Source organism: Sphingobium sp. V4 (genome assembly GCF_029590555.1).
Lineage (GTDB): Bacteria > Pseudomonadota > Alphaproteobacteria > Sphingomonadales > Sphingomonadaceae > Sphingobium.
Window position 1 is genome coordinate 2058796 of record NZ_CP081001.1, and the last position, 19316, is coordinate 2078111.

A 19316-nucleotide genomic window follows, 5' to 3' on the forward strand; every position below is an offset into this window, starting at 1 on the left:
CATGGCAGTCTACACCCACGTCCCCGCCGAGGATATCGACGCCTTCCTCGCGCGCTATGACGCCGGCCGACTGGTATCGGCCAAGGGCATTGCCGAAGGGGTGGAGAACAGCAATTATCTGCTCGAAACCACCGGCGCCGACGGACATGGTCATCGCTATATCCTGACCCTCTATGAAAAGCGGGTGGACGAGGCCGACCTGCCCTTCTTCATGGACCTGCTCGACCATCTGGGCGCGCGCGGCTGTCAGGTTCCGCGCTTCATCGCCGATCGCGAAGGCCGGCGGCTCCAGCAATTATCGGGCCGCCCCGCCTGCCTGATCGAGTTCCTGACCGGCATTTCCGTCACCGAACCCACCCCCGGCCAGGCGCGCGCCGCCGGCGTGGCGCTGGGCGAACTGCACAAGGCGGCGCAGGGCTTTGCGGGCGAACGCCGCAACGCGCTCGACAAGGATGGCTGGCACGCGCTGGCGGCCCGATGCGGCGACGATTTCGACGAGATCCAGCCCGGCCTCGCCGCGCGTGTGGCGCAGGAACTCGCCTTCCTCGACGCCCATTGGCCCGCCGACCTGCCCCGGTCGGTGATCCATGCCGATCTGTTCCCCGACAATGTGCTGATGCTGGGGGAGGAGGTGACGGGCCTCATCGACTTCTATTTCAGCTGCACCGACATCCGCGCCTATGACCTGGCCGTCACCCACAGCGCATGGGTGTTCAGCAATGACGGCGCGACCTGGTTCGGCGATCGCGCGGCGGCGCTGGGTGCGGGCTATGCCCGGTCCCATGGCCTGACCGAGGCCGAGCGCGCCGCCTTCCCGATCCTGTGCCGGGGCGCGGCCCTGCGCTTCCTGCTGACGCGCGCCTATGACTGGATCAACACGCCGGCCGATGCGCTGGTGACGCGGAAGGACCCGCTTGCCTATCTGCGCCGGCTGGACTTCTACGCGAAGGCCGATCCGGCGGAATTGCTGGGCGCCTGAGAAACAACATCCGTTCGCTTCGGGCGAAGTCGAGACGCGTCAAGCGCCGTTCTAGACACGCGCGACCCGAACGGAGGAGACATTATGACCGACCTTCCGACCGTAGACATTTTCACCGACGGCGCCTGCAAGGGCAATCCCGGCCCCGGCGGCTGGGGCGCCGTGCTGCGCTTTGGCGACACGGAGAAGGAAATCTCCGGCGGCGAGGCGCAGACCACCAACAACCGCATGGAGATGATGGCCGCGGTCGAGGCGCTCAACACGCTCAAGAAGCCGTGCCGCGTCACGCTCCACACCGACAGCAAATATGTGATGGACGGCATCACCAAATGGGTCTTCGGCTGGCAGAAGAAGGGCTGGAGGACCGCCGACAACAAGCCGGTCAAGAATGTCGAGATCTGGCAGGCGTTGCTGAAGGCGGCGGCGCGCCATCAGGTGACGTGGAAATGGGTGAAGGGCCATGCCGGCCACCCCGAAAACGAACGCGCCGACCAACTCGCCTGCGCGGCAGCAGAGACGTTCCGGAAATAGGACGGACCACCGGCGGGCCGGAAGGACCAAAGGCCAAAGCCCGCGCGGCTCCGGACTCTGCTGGCGGGCGGCCTTCTGACTGACAGGCTTTGCGCATGGAACTCAAATTTGTGAAGCGCTCGGGCAAATATGACGAGTTGACCATCCTTCGAGACGAGGGTGCGTCAGAGACGATCCCATGCCCGAAACAAGGCATCATTCCTCACGACATGGTCCATTATGCGGTGGAAAGCGTGCTCGCCCATGGCGGCTTCCTGTCGCTGTTGAAAGACGGTCAGGCAGCGGATTTCACGGCGGGCGGCGAGGACAATGAAGCCGCCGTGGAGCGACTGGTCGAAGCATTGCAGGCTGAAATGTGGGGCGGGCACGTGTCGGCGGCGGATTTGCTCGCCACCTATCGGCACGCCTGCGATGCACGGGGCCATGGCAGCGTGCCAATATCCGGTAATGATGTCGAAGCCATACGCGTCCGGCTTGACGAGTTGACGGCGCGATGGGCGGCGCTTGCGGTGAACGAAGGGCTCTCCTTGCGCTTCTGATGCGCGCCCCCATGCACGGGGAACGACCAGCGCGCGTCCGACGCCCCGCTTATTCCGCCTCTTCGACCGGCGCGCCGGGGCCGTTCTTCAGGATGGAATCGATCGCGTTCTTCGCGCCAGCCTTGGAACTGTAGCCTTCGGTCCAGAAGATGACCTCGGCATTATATTTGAACTTGGCGACGAACTCGCCGGCCTTGTTCTTCTCGATCACGAACTTGTGGGCCATGTCCATTCTCCCGGCTTGTTGCGCTACCGAAACCGACCCGGACCATAGGCAGCCGCGTCAATGCTGGCAACCGCTTCCGGCATCGCCGATCCGGTCAGCAGCGCAGCCCCCAGCAGCGCCGCGGCTGGCGCGGTCTGGATGCCGAACCCGCCCTGCCCCGCGAACCAGAAGAAGCCGGGCGCGACCGGATCGAAGCCATAGACCGGCGCACGGTCGGGCGCGAAGCTGCGCAGCCCCGCCCATTTATGCTCGATCCGTCCGATCCGCCAGTCGACCGCCTCCTCGAACCGCGCGATCGCCTCGGCCACGGCCAGTTCCTCGGGCGCGGCGTCGCAGGGTGGCGATGGCGTCTCGTCATGCGGGGTCAGCCAGATGCGCCCCGGCCCGTCCGGCTTGAAATAGAAGCGCGACCGCAGGTCCATGATCAGCGGCAGGTCGGGCGAGGGCAGGTCGGGCACCTGGAGTTGCACGACCGTCCGTCGCAGCGGCGCGATGCCGACCGGCGCCACGCCGCTCAGCCGCGCCACCGCGTCGGCCCAGGCGCCCGCCGCATTGACCAGCACGCCGCATCCGACCGGCCCGTCGCGCGTCTCGATCCGCCAGCCGCCGTCCGCCGCCCGCGCGCCCAGCAGCGCCGCGCCCAGCCGCACCTCGCCACCCAGCCGGCGGAAGCGGCGCAGGCAGGCCTGATGCAGCGCGGCCACGTCGATGTCCTGGCAGCTCGCCTCCATCACCCCCAGCGTCCAGTCCGGGCGCAGTCCCGGCACCAGCGCACACGGATCGACCGGGCGGAGATCGACCTTCCCCGCGAACTGCGCGATCAGCGCGTCGCGCAGCGGCGCGTCCTCCGCGCGCCCAACATGCAGCGTCCGGCGCGGCGACAGGAAGCTGCCCTCATGGAAATCGGGGTCCGGCGCAGCCAGCAGCGGCCCCGACGCGGTCGTCAGCGGCTGTACCACCGGGCCGCCATAGCTTTCCTCCCAGAAGGCGACCGACCGCCCGGTGGCATGATAGCCCGCGCGCTCCTCCATCTCCAGGATCAGCACCCGCGCATCGGCGGCGAGCAGCGCGCCCAGACTCGCGCCGGCCATGCCGCCGCCCACGATCACGATGTCGAAATGGGTCAATTCGCAATCTCGTCCCGCGCAGTCTCGTCCAGAAAGGCCTCGATCCGGTCCAGAGCGTCGCACCGAACCGGGTCCAGCTCGCGCAATATCTCGTGCGCGGCCTCCCGCCCATAGATATGCAGTCGCGCGTCGGGAAGCCGCGCCGCCACCTGCCGGATCGCAGCGGTCGACACCAGCCGATCGGCCTCGCTCGCCAGGATCAGCAACGGACAGGCGACCTGCGCGACCCCCGGCCCCTCGGCCAGCGCCCGAGTCGAATCGAGCGCCTGCGCCACCCAGTTCCAGCTCGGCGGCCCCAACGCGATGTCCCGACTATGGTCACGCCACCATAGTTCGTCGGCATAGCGGGCGGGATCATGGGTCAGTCTTTTCTGGCGCATCCGCCGTTGCCGCTCGCTATCCTCCTTCTGCGTCCAGGCGCGCCGGTCGCCCCGTCCCATGGCTACCATCAGCCGCGCGACCGCCACCGCCAGCCAACGCGGCATCGGCGCGCTGTGCAGCCCCAGCATCGGCGCGACCAGCACCGCGGCGTCGGGCGGCGGCATCCCCTCCGCCAACGCGCGCAGCAGCATATGGCCGCCCATCGAATGGCCCAGCATCACCGCCGGCCCCTGCCCTTCGGCGCGCCAATCGTCCGCCAACGCCCGAAAATCACTGATATAATCGGCAAAATCCCCGACATGGCCGCACATCGGATCATCGGTCAGCCGTCCCGATCCGCCCTGCCCGCGCCAGTCGAAGCTGGTCACGGCCCAGCCGCGCCGCGCCATATGATCGATCACCTCCAGATATTTCTCGATCATGTCGCCACGGCCGTTCAGCAACAGCATCCGTCCGCGCGTACCCGAGCCCAGCCGGTAGCGGCGGATCGCCCAGCCATCGGACGCCTGCCAGTAATCCAGCCGCCCGCCCATCGGCCAGGCGCGCCGATCGAAAGCGGCGGCGGGAGGGTAAGCGGAGCGGAAATCGGGCGAATCCATGCCGTCCATGGTTACGGTTTGGTAAGCCATGCGGTCTAGGGAATAGTGCCCATGTTGGGGGAATATTTCCGGCTGGCGCTGATGATCGCCCTGGGCGCGCTGCTGATCGCGGCGGCGATCACCGATCTGCGTTCGCGCATCATCTCCAACCGCCTGAACCTGGCCGTGGCGCTGCTGGCGCCACTCTGGTGGCTCGCGAGCGGGCTGGACCCGTGGCCCGGCATGGCCCTGCAACTGCTGGCCGGCGCCCTCGTCTTCATGGTCTTCGCCGCGCTCTTCGCGATCGGCATGATGGGCGGCGGCGACGTCAAACTGCTGGGCGCGCTGGCGCTCTGGTTCCCGTGGCAGGCGATGCTCAGTCTTATCGTGCTGATGGCACTGCTGGGCGGCCTGGTCACGTTGGTCACGCTGCTGCACCATCGCTGGGCGAAAAGGCCCGGCCAACCCGAAATACCCTATGGAGTCGCCATCTCGATCGCAGCCCTGTGGCTGATTGGCGAACGATATCTTAACCATTTTGCTTGATGAGTGGAGCACTGGGGGCAGTGCTGCCGCTTGAGGGAGGCGAGTTTCGTCATGGATGCTAAGAAGATCGTGCTGCTGGTAGGCGCGCTGATCATAGCCGTTACTACAGCCCTGCTTGCGCGCAGCATGTTGAGTTCATCCAGCGCGCCACAGGTCAATGCCGCCGCCATGCCGGCGGAAGCGGACCTGCCGCATGTGCTGGTCGCGACCAAGGCGCTGCCGGTCGGCACCATCCTGGATGCGGAAAGTTTCCGCTTCCAGCCCTGGCCCAAGGATCTGGTCGAACAGGCCTATTATCTGCGCGGCCAGGCCGATCCGGCCAAGCTCGCCGGCTCGGTCGTGCGGACCGCCATCTCGGCGGGCCAGCCGCTGACCCAGGGCGGACTCGTCAAGCCGGGCGACCGCGGCTTCCTGGCCGCCGCGCTCGGGCCGGGGATGCGCGCCGTCACGGTGCCCGTATCGGCGCAAAGCTCGGTCGCCGGCTTCGTCTTTCCCGGTGACCGGATCGACCTCGTCCTGACGCAGAGCGTGTCGGGCGGCGGCGACGGCGCCCCGCTCAAGGTGTCCGAAACCATCCTGCGCAACCTGCGCGTGCTCGCCACCGACCAGCGCATGGATGCGATGGGCGCCGACGGCAAGCCCGTGGTTCAGACCTATTCCAACGTCACGATCGAAGTGACGCCCAAGATCGCGGAGAAGATCGCGGTCGCCCAGACGATCGGTTCGCTGTCCATGTCGCTGCGCTCGATCGCCGACACCGCATCGGAACTCGACGCCGCCATCGCGGGCACCGATGTCGACCTGCCCGACGGCGCCAGCCCGACCTCGGAAAAGGCGATACTGACCAAATTGGCCTCGCGCCCGGTCGATCGCGGCTCCACCTATTCCACCGGCGCCGACGTGTCGCGCTACCAGCGCAGCTCGGTCCCGGCCAAGGCCGAAGCGCCCGTGCCGGCCATGGCGGCCGCCAACGGCGCGCCCATGGGCACCGTCGCCTTCAGGGGGCCGGTGATCCGCGTGGCACGGGGCACCAACGTGACCGAAGTTCCGGTCGGGGGGAAGTAAGATGAAGATCCTGCATCATCGCGCCATGCGCGCCGCCGCCCCCGCCATTGCGCTGGGCCTGGCCGCCGCGACGCTCGCCACGCCGGTCACGGCGCTCAACGCGGCTCCTTCCGCCAGGCAGGACAGTGCGATCCTGATGTCGGTCGGCGGCAGCCGGGTGGTCAACCTGCCGGCGCGGATGTCGGACGTGGTGATCGCCAACCCGGAGGTGGTCGACGTCCATGTCCGCTCGCAGAACCAGCTCTACCTGATCGCCAAGAAGGCCGGTGAAACCACCGTCTTCGCCACCGCGCCCAACGGCAAGGTGCTGTTTTCCGGCACCGTGCGCGTCGGCAACAACATCACCAGCGTGGACGACATGCTGCATGTCGCGATGCCCGACGCGAACATCGCCGTGAACAACATGAACGGCATGGTGCTGCTGACCGGCACGATCAAGGCGCCCGAAGACGCGGCCGAGGCCGAACGCCTCACGCAAGCCTTCGTCGGCAAGGAGGTGACCGTCGTCAGCCGCCTGCGCATGGCGACCCCGCTCCAGGTGATGCTCCAGGTCAAGATTTCCGAAGTAACCAAGGATATCGGTCACAAGATCGGCACCAATTTCACCAGCATCGACCGCTCGGGCGGCAAGGTGCTCGGCAGTGTCGGCGGAGGCCTGCGCGATTTCGCTCAGTTCAATGCAGATGACAATAGCTGGGAATTCACGACCCCGGTGGACGGCGGCTACAGCCTTGGCGGCGTCGCACGCATCCTGGGCATGGACATTGCCGGCGCGCTGGACCTCGCCGAATCGAGTGGCCTCGCCACCGTTCTGGCGCAGCCCAACCTGACCGCGCTATCGGGCGAAACCGCCAGCTTCCTGGCGGGCGGCGAATATCCCTACACCGTCAGCAACGGTACCCAGGGCAACAGCATCGAATTCAAGCAATATGGCGTGCAGCTGGCCTTCACGCCCACGGTGCTGGCCGACGGCCGTATCTCTCTGCGCGTCCGTCCGACCGTGTCGAGCCTCGACTTCTCGATCAACGCCAATGTCCCCGCGCTCAAGAGCCGCACCGCCGAAACCACGGTGGAGCTGGGTTCGGGCCAGGCCTTCATGATCGCGGGCCTGCTCAACAACGAGGCTGCGAACAATATCAACAAGGTGCCGGGCCTGGGCAACCTGCCGATCCTGGGCAGCCTGTTCAAGTCGCGCCAGTTCCAGCGCAACGAGACCGAACTGGTGATCGTCGTCACCCCCTATCTGGTGAAGCCGGTCAATGCATCCGACATCCATTTGCCGACCGACGGCTTCCGCAACGCCAATGTGGGCCAGGGCCTGTTCCTGCAACAGGGGCATGACGGGGTGAGCGGCGCCCGGCCGGCCATGCCCAGCCGCGCCCCCGGCGCGCCGATGCCCACGCCCGGCCCGGAAGCGTCCCTGCCCGCGGCCCCGCTGGCCCGCGCCGACCGGAAATCGGGCAAGAATGCCAGCGCCGCCCCCGGCTTCAGCTTCTGACGGAAGGATGAAAGACATGACTTCCCCTCTCCAGACCCGTCTGTCGATCAGGACGCTGGGTGCGCTGGCCGTGCTGGCGCTGCCGCTCGCGGGCTGCATGACCGACAGTCCCAATCGCAGCGTCGAATCCGTCCACCAGCCGGTGGTCAGCTACGCCAGCTATACCTTCGACGTGCAGGCCGGCCCCGGCGACACGCTGACCCCGGTCGAGGCGGGCCGCCTCGCCGACTGGTTCGCCTCGATCCGCCTTGGCTATGGCGATCAGGTGGCGATCGTCTCCGACGCCTATTATGGTCCCGCATTGCGTGAAGGCATCGCCGATGTCGTGGCGCGCCACGGCCTGCTGGTGGGCGAGGACAGCTCGGCGGTCGCCGGCGCCGCGCCGCAGGGCAGCGTCCGCCTGATCGTGCGCCGCGCGTCCGCCAGCGTGCCGGGCTGCCCGGACTGGAGCGACAAGCAGGAAGCCGACATGAACCTGGGCGCCTCGGCCAATTATGGCTGCGCGCTCAACGGCAACCTCGCCGCCATGATCGCCAATCCGGAAGATCTGGTCCGTGGCCAGAGCAGCGACAGCGACCTGCGCACCGCCACCTCCAACCGCGCGATCTCCACCTATCGCGACAAGCCGCCGACGGGCGCAGGCGAACTCAAGCAGATAACCGCGGGAGCCCAGTAACATGAACGCACCCTGGAAACCCGGCGCGGGCCTGCGCGATCCGTTCCACGCCTTCGTCTGCGACGATCATAGTTTCGACATGCTGCGCGCGGTCACTGCCGAAATGGGCTGGGCACCCGAAAAGGTGAACAAGGGCGGGATGCGCAACGCGGTCCAGAGCCTGTCGATCACGGCATCGCCGCAGATCCTGTTCGTCGACATGTCCGAAAGCGGCGATCCGCTCAACGACATCAACAGCCTCGCCGAAGTGTGCGAACCCGGCACGGTGGTGATCGCCGCCGGCCAGGTGAACGACGTGCGCCTCTATCGCGATCTCATCGCCAGCGGCATCCAGGACTATCTGCTCAAGCCCTTCGGCGCCGACCAGTTGCGCGACGCGCTGGCGCAGGCGCAGGCGGTGTTCATGGCGCCGCGCGACGCGGGACCGGAACGCCCCCATTGCACCATGGCGGTGGTGGGGACGCGCGGGGGCGTGGGCGCCTCCACCGTCGCGACCTCGCTCGCCTGGATGCTGTCGGAAAAGAAGAAGCGCCCGACCGCCCTGCTCGACCTCGACGTCCATTTCGGCACCAATGCGCTGGCTATGGACCTGGAACCGGGCCGTGGCCTGACCGACGCGATCGAAAATCCCAGCCGCATCGACGGGCTGTTCATCGAACGCGCGATGGTGCGGGCCAGCGACACGCTGGCGATCCTGTCGGCCGAAGCGCCGATCAGCCAGCCGATGCTGACCGACGGCGGCGCCTTCTACCAGCTGCTGGAGGAATTCCGCCTCGCCTTCGAATGCAGCGTCATCGACCTGCCGCGCAACATGCTGATCCAGCATCCGCACCTGATGAGCGACGTCAATCTGACGCTGGTCGTGACGGAACTGACGCTGGCGGCGGCGCGCGACACGATCCGCATCCTGTCCTGGCTCAAGACCAACGCGCCCCAGTCGCGCGTGGTGGTCGTCGCCAACCGCGTCCATCCCGGATCGCCGGAAATCAGCCGCAAGGATTTCGAACAGTCGATCGAGCGCAAGGTGGATGTCCTCATCCCCTTTGACCTGCGCATCGCGTCGCAGGCGGCCAAGCTCGGCAAGACGCTCGCCGAAACCGCCAAGGGCAGCAAGGTCGGCGCGGCCTGCGCCACCCTGCTCGACGAAGCGCTGGGCGCGGCGGAGGCCGATGACGGCGGTGCCATCAAGCCGACGGCGCGCAAGGGGGACTCCCTGCTCGGCAAGATCGACTTCAAGAGCATGATCCCGTCGCGCCGCAAGGACAAGGCCGCGCTGGAAGATTGACGGTGCGCCGCCGCCCGGCGGCCGCCCCTGAAGGACAGGCCCACGAAGGACAGGCAAAGAGATGGACGGCAATTTCCTGTTGATAACGGTGCTGGTGGCGACGATGCTGGGCCTCGTCCTGGTCGCCTTCGCCGGTCCGTCGCCGGACAAGGCGCGCAAGCGCCGTGTCGCCCTGATCCGTGGCCGTCACAGCGAATCGGCCGAGGCACTACTCGAAGCGCGGATGCGCAAGGCCATTTCCAACCGGCCGACCGGCACCGAAGCCAAGATGCTGGTGTCGCTGATCCCCAATCCGGACAATCTGGCCAAGCGCATCAAGATGACCGGCCGGAAATGGACGCTCAGCCAGTATATGACGGCCTGCGCCGTGACCTTCCTGGTCATCACCGCCTTCCTGATGCTGCGCGGCTTTCCCTTTCTCTTCGCGATGATGGTGGGCCTGGCCGCGGGCCTGGGCCTGCCGCACTGGTGGGTCGGTCGCCTGATCGCCAGGCGGATCAACCAGTTCACCGTCAAATTGCCCGATGCGCTCGAACTGCTGACGCGCGGCCTGCGCTCGGGCCTGCCGATCGCCGAGACGCTGGGCATCGTGTCGAGCGAAATTCCGGGGCCGGTGGGCGAGGAATTCAAGCTGATCACCGAACGCATCAAGATCGGCCGGACCATGGAGCAGGCGCTTCAGGAAACCGCAGATCGCCTCGGCACGCCCGAATTCCAGTTCTTCGTCATCACCCTGTCGATCCAGCGGGAAACCGGCGGCAACCTCGCCGAAACCCTGTCCAACCTCGCCACCGTGCTGCGCCAGCGCGCCCAGATGAAGCTCAAGATCCGCGCCATGTCCTCCGAATCCAAGGCATCGGCCTATATCATCGGCGTCCTGCCCTTCCTGGTGTTCGGCATGATCTGCTACATCAACTTCAACTATATGAGCCCCTTCTTCACCCCCGATCCGGCGGGTATTTTCGGGCTATCGCTGATGCAGGTGATCGGCATCGGCGGCATGTGCTGGATGGCGATCGGCGCCTTCATCATGGCCCAGATGGTCAATTTCGAGATTTGATGGGGAGCGATTAGATCATGGACGCACCCACCCCCGCCGGCACCCTGTTCGGCATGACCGCCACCGATTTCGGCACCCTGCTTGCGGGCCTTGCGACGCTCGCCGTCCTCTTCGCCCTCTATGCCGTGATGACGGTGCGCGACCCGATGGCCAAGCGGGTCAAGGCGCTGAACGAACGGCGCGAACAGCTCAAGGCCGGCATTACCGCCTCCACCGCCAAGCGCCGCGCCAAGCTGGTGCAGAAGAACCAGACGACGGACCAGATGCGGTCCTTCCTCTCCAGCCTGAAGGTGTTGCAGGACGACCAGCTCAAGGACGCGCAGATCCGGCTGGCGCAGGCCGGCATCCGGTCGAAGGATCTGGCGGTCGCCGTCATCTTCGGCCGCATGATCCTGCCGATCGTAATCGGCGGCGCCGCCGCGATCCTGCTCTATGGCGTGGGCATCGAACCCGAATGGGGACCGGTAAAGCGCTTTTTCGCCTTCGCGGTCGCGCTGCTGCTCGCCTACAAGGCGCCCGACATCTATATCGACAACAAGGTGCAGAAACGGTCGGCCGCGATCCGCAAGGGACTGCCCGATGCGCTCGACCTGTTGGTCATCTGCGCCGAGGCGGGCCTGACCGTCGACGCCGCCTTCAACCGCGTCGCGCGCGAACTGGGCAAGGCCTATCCCGAACTGGGCGACGAGTTCCAGCTGACCGCGATCGAACTGTCCTTCCTCACCGAACGGCGCATGGCGTTCGAAAATCTCGCCACCCGCGTGAAGCTGGATGCGGTCAAGGGCGTGGTCACGACCATGATCCAGACCGAGAAATATGGCACTCCGCTGGCCAGCGCGCTGCGCGTACTGTCGGCCGAGTTCCGCCACGAACGCATGATGCGCGCAGAGGAAAAGGCCGCCCGCCTGCCCGCGATCATGACGGTGCCGCTGATTCTCTTCATCCTGCCGACCCTGTTCGTGGTCATTCTGGGTCCGGCCGCCTGCTCGATCAGCACCGCTTTCTGAAAAATGGGTCGCGGCCGGGGCGCTTGCCGTAGCGTCCCGGCGACCCCGCCACCGTCCGAGCGATAAAGCGCTGGAATGACCGGTTTTCCTCCTCTATTTCCGCTAACGTAAGAGGAAAGAAGAGAGGATCGCATGACCATCATCCGCACCACCGCCGGCCTTACTGCCGTCGCGCTGGCCAGCCTCGCCGCCCTGCCCGCCCAGGCGGCGCAGCCCGTCACCGGCCGCTGGGCCACGGTGGACGGCAAGGCGATCGTCCACATCGCCCCCTGCGGCCGCCAGCTTTGCGGCAGGATCGAACGGATCGTGAAGCCCACCCCCGGCCGCCCGCAGACCGACATCAGGAACCCCGACCCTGCGCTGCGCGCCAAGCCGCTGGTCGGCCTGGCCCTGCTTTCGGGCTTCACCGACGCCGGCGACATCTGGAAGGGCACGATCTACGACCCGGAAAGCGGCAAAAGCTACAGCAGCAAGGTCAGCCGCAACGGCGACGGCACATTGAAGGTGCAGGGCTGCATCGCCTTCTTCTGCAAGACCCAGACCTGGACGGCCGTGCGATAGGACGAAGGCCGGCTGGCGAGCAGAAGCGGACAGTCAAGCGCGGTGCGATGCCGCTCGAAAGCGGCCATCCCATATTACCGTCGCTCTATCGCCACCGCCGCCAGATCGCGCCGTCCCTCAACACTTCCCGCGCCGCATTATGCCCCGGCGCGCCGGTGACGCCGCCGCCCGGATGGGTGCCCGCGCCGCACATGTAGAGGCCCTTCACCGGCCCGCGATACGCGCCATGGCCCAGCACCGGGCGCGCCGCCCACATCTGGTCCAGCGTCAGGTTGCCATGCATGATGTCGCCGCCGACCAGCCCGAATTTGCGCTCCAGGTCCAGCGGCGAGTGGATCTGGCGCGCGATCACGCTCCTGGCAAAGCCGGGCGCGTGTTCCTCCACCGTCGCGATGATATGGTCGGCCGCCGCCTCCCGCTCATCGTCCCAACTGCGTCCGTCCGGCAGTTCGGGGGCGAATTGCTGGCAGAAGAGGCTCGCCACATGGCATCCCTCCGGCGCCAGGCTGTCGTCGATGGTCGACGGGATCAGCATCTCGACGATCGGCTGCCTTGACCAGCCGTCCCGCTTCGCGTCCAGAAAGGCGCGGTCCATATAGTCCAGCGTCGGCGCGAGGATGATGCCCGACCGGTGATGCTCCCCCGCGCCCGGCAGGCAGGTGAAGTCAGGCAGCGCGGACAGCGCCACATTCATGCGGAACGTACCCGACCCGGCCTTGAACGCGCCGATGCGCCTCACGAAATCGGCCGGCAGGTCACTCTCCACCATCATCCGCTGGTAGAGCAATTTCGGCCCGACATTGGCGATCACCACGCCCCCCATCACCTCTTCGCCGCTCTCCAGCCGCACGCCGACCGCGCGCGCGCCATCGACCAGGACGCGCTCGACCGGCGCCTCCAGGCTGATCTCCACGCCCATCGCCTGCACCACTTTCGCCATGATCTGCGTGATGGCGCCCATGCCGCCGACCGCATGGCCCCATGCGCCCTTCCTGCCGTTCACCTCGCCGAACACATGGTGCAGCAGGACGTAAGCGCTGCCCGGCGTGTCGGGGCTGGCATAATTGCCGACCACGGCATCGAACCCGAAGGCGGCCTTCACGGCGTCGCTTTCGAACCATGAATCGAGGAAACCGCGCGCCGACTTGGTGAACAGGTCCAGCACGTCGCGCTGCTGCTCCAATCCCAGGCCAGCCACCCGCCGCCCCTGCTTCACCGCCTCGACGACCATCCCAAGCCCGTCGCCGACATTGGGCGGGCTTTTCAGCACCAGCTCGCGCAGCACATCCGCCACCACTTCCAGGGCCTCGTAATAGGCGGGCAGCGTCGTGGCATCCTTCGCGCTGAACTTGCGGAACTCCGCCTGCGTCCGCTCCAGCCCGCCCCCCAGCTTGAGGTAGCCGCCATCGGGCTGGGGCAGGAAATTGCTGATCGGCCGCTCGATCACGCGATAGCCATGTGTCGCCAGCTTCATGTCGCGGATGACCTTGGGATTGAGCAGGCTGACCGTGTAGCTGGCGGTCGAGTTGCGGAAGCCGGGATGGAACTGCTCCGTCACCGCCGCCCCGCCCACGACATCGCGCCGCTCAAGGATGCGAACCCTATATCCTGCCCGCGCCAGATAGAAGGCGCAGACCAGACCATTATGCCCGCCCCCGATGATGACGGCATCGTAGGATTTGCTCATGCCAGCTTGCTCCACCCCATCCCCGGCGCGTGATGCTGCCGCGCCTCCGGGATCAGATCGCGCACCCGTCCGCAAAAATGGCGCAGCGCGACTTCCTGTTCGCTCAATGGACCGACGGTGAAGCTGGCCGACGCCATCCCCGCCTGCACCCGGCCGACCAGCTCCGTATCCTCGGCATTGACCTGCCGGTTGATCCGCCAGTTGAGGTAGCGCGCCGCTTTCATGTCCCGGCGGTCATCGGGCAGGGCGTAGCTGATCTCGCGGATCAGCGTCTGCGTCGGCGAAACCGGCAGCCACTGCATGAAATCGACCTGGTCGGGATAGATGTCGAAGGCGAAATTCGGCCAGAGCTTGAAATAGGTCCACAGCCGCTGCCGATCGGGCGGCAGGTGCGGCACCGGGGGCAGGAAATGCTGATAGGCGCGTTCGGACAGGTTTGCCGAAGGACGGTCCAGAATCGCCCCCCACATCTTGTCGGCATGGGGGGACGCCTCGACGCCATAGCCATCGCCCATCAGCCGTTTCAGCCCCGGATGCGCGACCGCGATATGCAGCCCGTCGGAATAATTGTCGCCGATATTCTTCCAGTTCACGGCCCGCGGCCGCACCGTCACCCGCCCCAGCGCGCGGAGGTCCGCGAAGCGATAGGGAGCGATGTCCTGTGCATAGGGCGCCATCATCTGCGCCACCGACGGCCCGCCATCATCCTCCAGCCGCACGAACAGGAAGCCCTGCCAGCTCTCCACCTCGACCGGGACCAGTCCATGATCGGCCAGGTCGAACCCCGCGCCATAGCTGGCCTTCATCGGCACGCCGGTCAGCCGCCCGTCCGTCTCATAGGTCCAGCCATGATAGGGACAGACCAGCTTCTTCGCGCAGCCGCTGGCCTCATCGACGATCCGCGCGCCCCGGTGGCGGCAGACATTGGTGAAGCCGCGCACCACCCCGTCATCGCCGCGGATGATCAGCACGCTTTCGCCGATATAGTCCAGCCTTTGGAAATCGCCGGACGCGGCGAGGTCGCTTTCATGGGCGACGATCTGCCAGGACGGGCGGAAGATGCGGTCCACCTCCACCCCGAAAAATTCGGCGTCGGCATAGGTCCAGGCCGGCAGGCTCCATCCCGCATCCGGGTCCGTCCGGTCTTGTCCCGCCTGCTCCACCTGCGTCGCCCCTCAATTTTACGTATGTATAATATTAGGCGTGCAAAAAGTCGATTCAGCTGTCCATTTCGCTGTCATTTTTTTGCCCGTGGACCGCTGGCCGACGCTCATTCAGCGGGCGCAGGCTTTGCTTCGACCAGCGCCTGCGCGCCATAGCGCCGCGCCAGCAGGGCGCAGGCCATCAACTGGATCTGGTGGAAGATCATGATCGGCAGCAGGATCGGGCCGACCACGCTTGCCGGGAACAGCACGCCCGCGATCGGCACGCCCGACGCCAGGCTCTTCTTGGACCCGCAGAATTGCAGCACGATCGCGTCTTCCCGCGACAGGCCCAGCATCCGCCCCAGCGCCAGCGTGAAGAGCAGGATCACCGCCAGCATCGCGATGCCGATCCCCGCCAGCACCAGCAGTTCCTGGCTCGATACTGTCGACCATAGCCCCTCCACCACGGCGGCGGAGAAGGCGGCATAGACTACCAGCAATATCGACCCCCGGTCGACCCGACCCAGCATCGCCTTGTGCCGCGCCACGAATCCGCCGATCCACGGCCGCATCAGATGGCCGACGACGAAGGGCAGCAGCAATTGCAGCACGATCCCCTCGATCGACGCGAGCGAGACCAGGCTCCCGCCCCCAACCCCGCTCCGCTGCATCAGCAGCGCGACCAGCAGAGGCGTCAGGAAAATGCCCAGCAGGTTGGAAAAGGAAGCGCTGACCACCGCCGCCGCCACATTGCCCCGCGCGATCGCGGTGAAGGCGATGGAGGATTGCACCGTCGATGGCAGCAGCGTCAGGAACAACAGCCCGGCCCGCATGTCCGCGGGCACGAACCCGAATCGCGCCACGATCAGCCCCAGAATCGGGAAGGCGAGGAAGGTCGTGCCCAGCGTCGCCAGATGCAGTTTCCACGCCCGCGCCCCGCTCCAGATCGCTTCGCGCGACAATTTGGCGCCGTGCAGGAAAAAAAGCAGCACGATGCCGGCATCCGCCACCGCGCCCGCAATATCGCCCCCCCGCCCCCGCGCCGGCAGGACCGACGCTAGGGCAACGGTCGCGACCAGCAGCAACAGGAAGGGATCGAGAGCTTGGCGCAGGCGGTTCATCATCATGTCCGGGCGATCGGCGATATCGCGAGGGGGATAGACGGGGCGCCCGGCCTGCGCCAACAACTTCCCCTTGTGCATAGACAAGGAGAGGCTGCCGCCATGAGCGAGCATATCGCGATCATCGAGGACCAGGGCATCATCGAAATCCACATCGACCGCGCCGACAAGAAGAACGCGCTGACCGGCCCCATGTATCGCGCCATGACCGCCGCTCTGGCCGATGCCTCCGCCCGCGCGGACATCGGCGCAGTGCTGTTCGCGGGCCGGGGCGACGCCTTCTGCGCGGGCAACGACCTCAAGGATTTCATGGCCGGGCCGGAGGGCGGCGCGGCCGCCTTCGACTTCATCCGCGCCATCGCCGCCTTCGACAAGCCGATCGTCGCCGCTGTCCAGGGGCTGGCCGTGGGCGTCGGCACGACGATGCTGTTCCACTGCGACCTGGTCTATGCCGCCCCCGACGCGCGCTTCGTCATGCCCTTCGTCAATCTGGGCATCGTGCCCGAAGCCGGCTCCAGCCTGCTCGCGCCCGCAACCATGGGCCATGCCAAGGCGGCGGCGATGCTGCTGCTGGGCGAACCGATGGACGCCGACAGCGCCGATCGCGCCGGCCTCGTCACCGCGATCGTGCCCGGCGACGCCCTGCTCGACCATGCTCGCTCCAAGGCGACGGCGCTGATGCGCAAGCCGCCCCAGGCGCTCGCCGCCACGCGCCGCCTGATGAAGGGCGATCCTGCCGCGCTGACCGCCCGGATCGAGGAGGAAGCCCGCCTGTTCCGCCAAACCCTCGCCTCTCCGGAAGCCCAGGAAGCCTTCGCCGCCTTCTTCGAAAAACGCGCCCCGGTGTTCCGGCGGGGCTAATCCGGCTTCCGCCCGAAGCGGATCTCGCTCACGATCACCGCCGCGACGATCAGCAACCCGCCCAGCAGCGCCATGGGCGGCAGCCGCTCGCCCGCGATGCGGCCGATGATCCCGGCCCATACCGGCTCGCCCGCATAGATCAGCGTCGCCCGCGTCGGCGACACGCTGCGCTGCGCCCAGTTCATGACGAACTGGATCAGCGCCGTCATGGCCCCCAGGCCGCAGGCCGACAGCAGCACCGTCCAGGAAAAGGGCGGCACGCTCTCCCCCGCCGGAACCATGCAGGCGAAGGCGAGCAGGGCCGTCACCGCCAGCTGCACCAGAGTCACCCGCGCGACATCGACCTTGCCCGCCCACAGGCTGATGAAGATGATCTCCAGCGCGATCGCCAGCGTGCTGACCAATGTCAGCGCCTCACCCTTGCCCAGGGCCAGCCCCTCGCCCGGCGCGGCGATCAGCATCAGGCCGATGAAGGCCAGCGCCACACCGATCCAGCTCGCCAGACGAGGCGGCCGCCGCAGGATGATCCATTGCAGGATGGGCACCAGCGGCACATAGGCGGCGGTGATGAAGGCGGACGTGCTGCTGCTGATCGTCTGCAATCCCCAGGTCTGGAGCGAATAGCCGACGAAAATGCCGACCCCGATCATCAGCCCCGCCAGCAACTCCCGCGCAGTCAGCCCGCGGAGCGCCGGCAGGGCGAAGGGCAGCGCCATCAGCGCCGCAGTACCGAACCGCAGGCCGACGAAGAAGAACGGCCCGGTCATCTGCACGGCATTATGGACGATCAGGAAGGTGCCGCCCCACAGGATCGTCACGCCGATGAGCGCAAGTTCGGGGCGGCCGATCATCAGGTGGTTCCGGCCGGGCTTGTCCAGGGCAGCATTGTGCAACATAATGCACAACGCCCTATGAGCACTATATTGCACAGTCAAGATGCGCCGGCGCCAGCCGATGCCCCGGAACGCCCCGACGTACTGGCCCATGTCGCCGGTAATGTTCGTGCGTTCCGCATCGAACGCGGCTTCAGCCAGGAGGCGCTGGCGGCGCTGGCCGGGGTCAGCCGACGGATGATTTCCGGTATAGAAAGCGGCGAGGCCAATGTGAGCCTCTCGACGCTTGACAGGCTCGCGCAGGCGCTGGGAGTCAGTTTCTCAGCGCTGGTCCGCCCGTCCGGGATGCGCGACAACAGCCGCATCGACACTCTCGCCTGGCGCGGCGGCAACCCCGACAGCCGCGCCACCTTGCTCGGCACCGTGCCCGCCACGCGGGAAGCGGAACTCTGGACCTGGTCCCTGGGTGTGGGTGAAACCTATCGAGCCGAGGCCGACGCCGCCAACTGGCATGAAATGCTCTATGTGGTGGAAGGCGCGTTGACGGTGGAGATGGAAGGGGCGACGCCCAGGAAGGTGACGGCCGGCGACTTCCTGATCTTCAGCAGCGACCGCCCCTATCGCTTCGCCAATCATGGAACGACGCCGGTCCGCTTCGTCCGCAATGTCGTCTTCTGACGTTGCTTCTGACGCCAGCGGGCGTCATCCAGCCTCATTCATTCCTGAGATCGCTGCCTGCCTTCTCCAGCGATTCGCCGACATCCCGCTTCGCTTCGCCTGCCTCGCGCCTGGCGTCATCCGCCGCCTCGTCTGTCGCGGCTCCGATTCTGTCGGCGCCATTGTCAATCGCCCGGCCTGCATCCTCAAGCCCATTGTCGATCTTCGCGCCGGCACGGTCGACCGCGCTGGTCACGTCGTTGCCGATCGCCGATCCGGCATTTTCCAGATTGTCCTGCGCCTTTTCCGAGCAGGCGGACAGGCCGGCCGCAGCCAGCACTGTCAGCCCGGCGAGAAGGGATTTACGCATATTTGGCTCCTCTTGCGCGTATCGTGGAGCCGCTTAAAGCGCAGGAATGACGATAAGGTTGCGTCAGGGCAATCACCCCCCGCGCAGGCCGAACACCATGGATCGATCGCCTTCGGGGATCAGCCCTTCGAGCACGCGCCAAAAACCGGTGACGGACCCCTGCCCCGCCTGGGCATAGGCCGCCGCCATCTTCTCGCGCAGCGCGCGGAACAGGTCCGCCTCCAGCGCCTTTCCGGCCGGGCTGAGCCGCAGCAATTTCTGCCGCCGGTCGCTCGGCCCCGTCCGCGTCTCGATATAGCCGCGCTCGACCAGGTCGTTCAGCACCCGCCCCAGCGACTGTTTGGTGATCGCCAGCAGCCGCAGCAATTCCTTGACCGTGAGGTCAGGCTGGCGCGAAATGAAATAGAGCGCGCGATGATGCGCCCGCCCCAGCCCTTGCGCCGCAAGCCCCTCGTCGATCGAACGGGTGAGCGCGGAATAGCCGAAATAGAGCATCTCGATCCCCCGCCTGATCTCATCCTCGCGCAGGAAGAGCGGGGAGGCAGGGGAAATCTGGGTGGAAGGCGCGTTGGAAACCGACATG

Annotated in this window: 22 protein-coding genes; 13 read left to right on the forward strand and 9 right to left on the reverse strand. The window is 66.7% G+C overall.

Going from position 1 to position 19316, the window contains the following annotated elements:
- Nucleotide 1: 1 nt before the first annotated feature.
- From thrB to K3M67_RS10240, 3 genes are all read left to right on the forward strand, one after another.
- On the forward strand, nucleotides 2–979 hold the full coding sequence (thrB, locus tag K3M67_RS10230; RefSeq protein WP_285831420.1) for a homoserine kinase: 978 nt from the start codon (nucleotides 2–4) through the stop codon (nucleotides 977–979).
- A gap of 84 nt (nucleotides 980–1063) precedes the next feature.
- On the forward strand, nucleotides 1064–1510 hold the full coding sequence (rnhA, locus tag K3M67_RS10235; protein WP_285831421.1) for a ribonuclease HI: 447 nt from the start codon (nucleotides 1064–1066) through the stop codon (nucleotides 1508–1510).
- 95 nt (nucleotides 1511–1605) lie between these two features.
- Nucleotides 1606–2049, forward strand: a complete 444-nt coding sequence (locus K3M67_RS10240) for a hypothetical protein (protein WP_285831422.1) — start codon at nucleotides 1606–1608, stop codon at nucleotides 2047–2049.
- A gap of 49 nt (nucleotides 2050–2098) precedes the next feature.
- Here the strand turns inward: K3M67_RS10240 and K3M67_RS10245 are convergent, their stop codons facing one another.
- From K3M67_RS10245 to K3M67_RS10255, 3 genes are read right to left on the reverse strand one after another with little or no spacing between them, the layout of a single operon-like run.
- Nucleotides 2099–2275, reverse strand: coding sequence for a YegP family protein (locus K3M67_RS10245; RefSeq protein ID WP_285831423.1), 177 nt, complete (start codon nucleotides 2273–2275; stop codon nucleotides 2099–2101).
- Nucleotides 2276–2298: 23 nt separating this feature from the next.
- Nucleotides 2299–3402 (reverse strand): NAD(P)/FAD-dependent oxidoreductase, encoded by a 1104-nt coding sequence (locus K3M67_RS10250; RefSeq protein WP_084439178.1) that lies wholly within the window; start codon nucleotides 3400–3402, stop codon nucleotides 2299–2301.
- Nucleotides 3399–4382 (reverse strand): alpha/beta fold hydrolase, encoded by a 984-nt coding sequence (locus K3M67_RS10255; RefSeq protein WP_285832926.1) that lies wholly within the window; start codon nucleotides 4380–4382, stop codon nucleotides 3399–3401. Before K3M67_RS10255 ends, K3M67_RS10250 begins: the two co-directional genes overlap by 4 nt.
- Nucleotides 4383–4433: 51 nt before the next feature.
- Between K3M67_RS10255 and K3M67_RS10260 the strand changes: the two genes are divergently transcribed.
- The 8 genes from K3M67_RS10260 (at nucleotide 4434) to K3M67_RS10295 (ending at nucleotide 12059) form a co-directional block, all read left to right on the forward strand.
- Nucleotides 4434–4907 (forward strand): A24 family peptidase, encoded by a 474-nt coding sequence (locus K3M67_RS10260; protein ID WP_066861828.1) that lies wholly within the window; start codon nucleotides 4434–4436, stop codon nucleotides 4905–4907.
- 51 nt (nucleotides 4908–4958) lie between these two features.
- Nucleotides 4959–5972, forward strand: a complete 1014-nt coding sequence (gene cpaB / locus K3M67_RS10265) for a Flp pilus assembly protein CpaB (protein WP_066861824.1) — start codon at nucleotides 4959–4961, stop codon at nucleotides 5970–5972.
- Between the two features lies 1 nt (nucleotide 5973).
- Nucleotides 5974–7470, forward strand: coding sequence for a type II and III secretion system protein family protein (locus K3M67_RS10270; protein ID WP_066861821.1), 1497 nt, complete (start codon nucleotides 5974–5976; stop codon nucleotides 7468–7470).
- Between the two features lie 16 nt (nucleotides 7471–7486).
- The gene (locus K3M67_RS10275) at nucleotides 7487–8146 is read left to right on the forward strand and encodes a CpaD family pilus assembly protein (protein WP_066861818.1); all 660 of its coding nucleotides are present in this window, start codon (nucleotides 7487–7489) and stop codon (nucleotides 8144–8146) included.
- A 1-nt stretch (nucleotide 8147) separates the two neighbouring features.
- On the forward strand, nucleotides 8148–9431 hold the full coding sequence (locus tag K3M67_RS10280; protein WP_066861815.1) for a nucleotide-binding protein: 1284 nt from the start codon (nucleotides 8148–8150) through the stop codon (nucleotides 9429–9431).
- Between the two features lie 61 nt (nucleotides 9432–9492).
- Nucleotides 9493–10491: a type II secretion system F family protein gene (locus K3M67_RS10285; RefSeq protein ID WP_285831424.1), complete on the forward strand. Its 999-nt coding sequence runs from the start codon at nucleotides 9493–9495 to the stop codon at nucleotides 10489–10491.
- A gap of 17 nt (nucleotides 10492–10508) precedes the next feature.
- Nucleotides 10509–11498, forward strand: coding sequence for a type II secretion system F family protein (locus tag K3M67_RS10290; protein ID WP_066861808.1), 990 nt, complete (start codon nucleotides 10509–10511; stop codon nucleotides 11496–11498).
- A gap of 132 nt (nucleotides 11499–11630) precedes the next feature.
- Nucleotides 11631–12059 (forward strand): DUF2147 domain-containing protein, encoded by a 429-nt coding sequence (locus K3M67_RS10295; RefSeq protein ID WP_285831425.1) that lies wholly within the window; start codon nucleotides 11631–11633, stop codon nucleotides 12057–12059.
- Between the two features lie 85 nt (nucleotides 12060–12144).
- Here the strand turns inward: K3M67_RS10295 and K3M67_RS10300 are convergent, their stop codons facing one another.
- From K3M67_RS10300 to K3M67_RS10310, 3 genes are all read right to left on the reverse strand, one after another.
- Complete coding sequence (locus tag K3M67_RS10300) at nucleotides 12145–13746, reverse strand: phytoene desaturase family protein (RefSeq protein WP_285831426.1); 1602 nt, start codon at nucleotides 13744–13746, stop codon at nucleotides 12145–12147.
- A complete protein-coding gene (locus K3M67_RS10305; RefSeq protein ID WP_285831427.1) occupies nucleotides 13743–14909 on the reverse strand; it encodes an aromatic ring-hydroxylating oxygenase subunit alpha in 1167 nt (388 codons plus the stop codon). The genes K3M67_RS10300 and K3M67_RS10305 overlap by 4 nt, the downstream gene beginning before the upstream one ends.
- Nucleotides 14910–15016: 107 nt before the next feature.
- Nucleotides 15017–16012, reverse strand: a complete 996-nt coding sequence (locus K3M67_RS10310) for a bile acid:sodium symporter family protein (protein WP_285832927.1) — start codon at nucleotides 16010–16012, stop codon at nucleotides 15017–15019.
- A 102-nt stretch (nucleotides 16013–16114) separates the two neighbouring features.
- Here K3M67_RS10310 and K3M67_RS10315 point away from each other — a divergent pair, with 102 nt between their 5' ends.
- The gene (locus tag K3M67_RS10315) at nucleotides 16115–16873 is read left to right on the forward strand and encodes an enoyl-CoA hydratase-related protein (RefSeq protein WP_066857955.1); all 759 of its coding nucleotides are present in this window, start codon (nucleotides 16115–16117) and stop codon (nucleotides 16871–16873) included.
- Here the strand turns inward: K3M67_RS10315 and K3M67_RS10320 are convergent.
- Nucleotides 16870–17769 (reverse strand): DMT family transporter, encoded by a 900-nt coding sequence (locus K3M67_RS10320; RefSeq protein WP_285831428.1) that lies wholly within the window; start codon nucleotides 17767–17769, stop codon nucleotides 16870–16872. The genes K3M67_RS10315 and K3M67_RS10320 overlap by 4 nt on opposite strands.
- A gap of 27 nt (nucleotides 17770–17796) precedes the next feature.
- Here K3M67_RS10320 and K3M67_RS10325 point away from each other — a divergent pair, with 27 nt between their 5' ends.
- Nucleotides 17797–18384: a helix-turn-helix domain-containing protein gene (locus tag K3M67_RS10325; RefSeq protein WP_285831429.1), complete on the forward strand. Its 588-nt coding sequence runs from the start codon at nucleotides 17797–17799 to the stop codon at nucleotides 18382–18384.
- A gap of 34 nt (nucleotides 18385–18418) precedes the next feature.
- Here the strand turns inward: K3M67_RS10325 and K3M67_RS10330 are convergent, their stop codons facing one another.
- Complete coding sequence (locus K3M67_RS10330) at nucleotides 18419–18733, reverse strand: hypothetical protein (protein WP_285831430.1); 315 nt, start codon at nucleotides 18731–18733, stop codon at nucleotides 18419–18421.
- A gap of 72 nt (nucleotides 18734–18805) precedes the next feature.
- Nucleotides 18806–19315, reverse strand: a complete 510-nt coding sequence (locus tag K3M67_RS10335) for a MarR family winged helix-turn-helix transcriptional regulator (protein WP_066858112.1) — start codon at nucleotides 19313–19315, stop codon at nucleotides 18806–18808.
- Nucleotide 19316: the final 1 nt, after the last annotated feature.

Coding starts and splice junctions, on each gene's coding strand:
- K3M67_RS10310 (WP_285832927.1), bottom strand. CDS start 16,012: ATGAACCGCCTGCGCCAAGCTCTCGATCCCTTCCTGTTGCTGCTGGTC.
- rnhA (WP_285831421.1), top strand. CDS start 1,064: ATGACCGACCTTCCGACCGTAGACATTTTCACCGACGGCGCCTGCAAG.
- cpaB (WP_066861824.1), top strand. CDS start 4,959: ATGGATGCTAAGAAGATCGTGCTGCTGGTAGGCGCGCTGATCATAGCC.
- K3M67_RS10290 (WP_066861808.1), top strand. CDS start 10,509: ATGGACGCACCCACCCCCGCCGGCACCCTGTTCGGCATGACCGCCACC.
- thrB (WP_285831420.1), top strand. CDS start 2: ATGGCAGTCTACACCCACGTCCCCGCCGAGGATATCGACGCCTTCCTC.
- K3M67_RS10245 (WP_285831423.1), bottom strand. CDS start 2,275: ATGGCCCACAAGTTCGTGATCGAGAAGAACAAGGCCGGCGAGTTCGTC.
- K3M67_RS10255 (WP_285832926.1), bottom strand. CDS start 4,382: ATGGATTCGCCCGATTTCCGCTCCGCTTACCCTCCCGCCGCCGCTTTC.
- K3M67_RS10295 (WP_285831425.1), top strand. CDS start 11,631: ATGACCATCATCCGCACCACCGCCGGCCTTACTGCCGTCGCGCTGGCC.
- K3M67_RS10335 (WP_066858112.1), bottom strand. CDS start 19,315: ATGTCGGTTTCCAACGCGCCTTCCACCCAGATTTCCCCTGCCTCCCCG.
- K3M67_RS10280 (WP_066861815.1), top strand. CDS start 8,148: ATGAACGCACCCTGGAAACCCGGCGCGGGCCTGCGCGATCCGTTCCAC.
- K3M67_RS10320 (WP_285831428.1), bottom strand. CDS start 17,769: ATGTTGCACAATGCTGCCCTGGACAAGCCCGGCCGGAACCACCTGATG.
- K3M67_RS10240 (WP_285831422.1), top strand. CDS start 1,606: ATGGAACTCAAATTTGTGAAGCGCTCGGGCAAATATGACGAGTTGACC.
- K3M67_RS10285 (WP_285831424.1), top strand. CDS start 9,493: ATGGACGGCAATTTCCTGTTGATAACGGTGCTGGTGGCGACGATGCTG.
- K3M67_RS10260 (WP_066861828.1), top strand. CDS start 4,434: ATGTTGGGGGAATATTTCCGGCTGGCGCTGATGATCGCCCTGGGCGCG.
- K3M67_RS10275 (WP_066861818.1), top strand. CDS start 7,487: ATGACTTCCCCTCTCCAGACCCGTCTGTCGATCAGGACGCTGGGTGCG.
- K3M67_RS10330 (WP_285831430.1), bottom strand. CDS start 18,733: ATGCGTAAATCCCTTCTCGCCGGGCTGACAGTGCTGGCTGCGGCCGGC.
- K3M67_RS10315 (WP_066857955.1), top strand. CDS start 16,115: ATGAGCGAGCATATCGCGATCATCGAGGACCAGGGCATCATCGAAATC.
- K3M67_RS10300 (WP_285831426.1), bottom strand. CDS start 13,746: ATGAGCAAATCCTACGATGCCGTCATCATCGGGGGCGGGCATAATGGT.
- K3M67_RS10270 (WP_066861821.1), top strand. CDS start 5,974: ATGAAGATCCTGCATCATCGCGCCATGCGCGCCGCCGCCCCCGCCATT.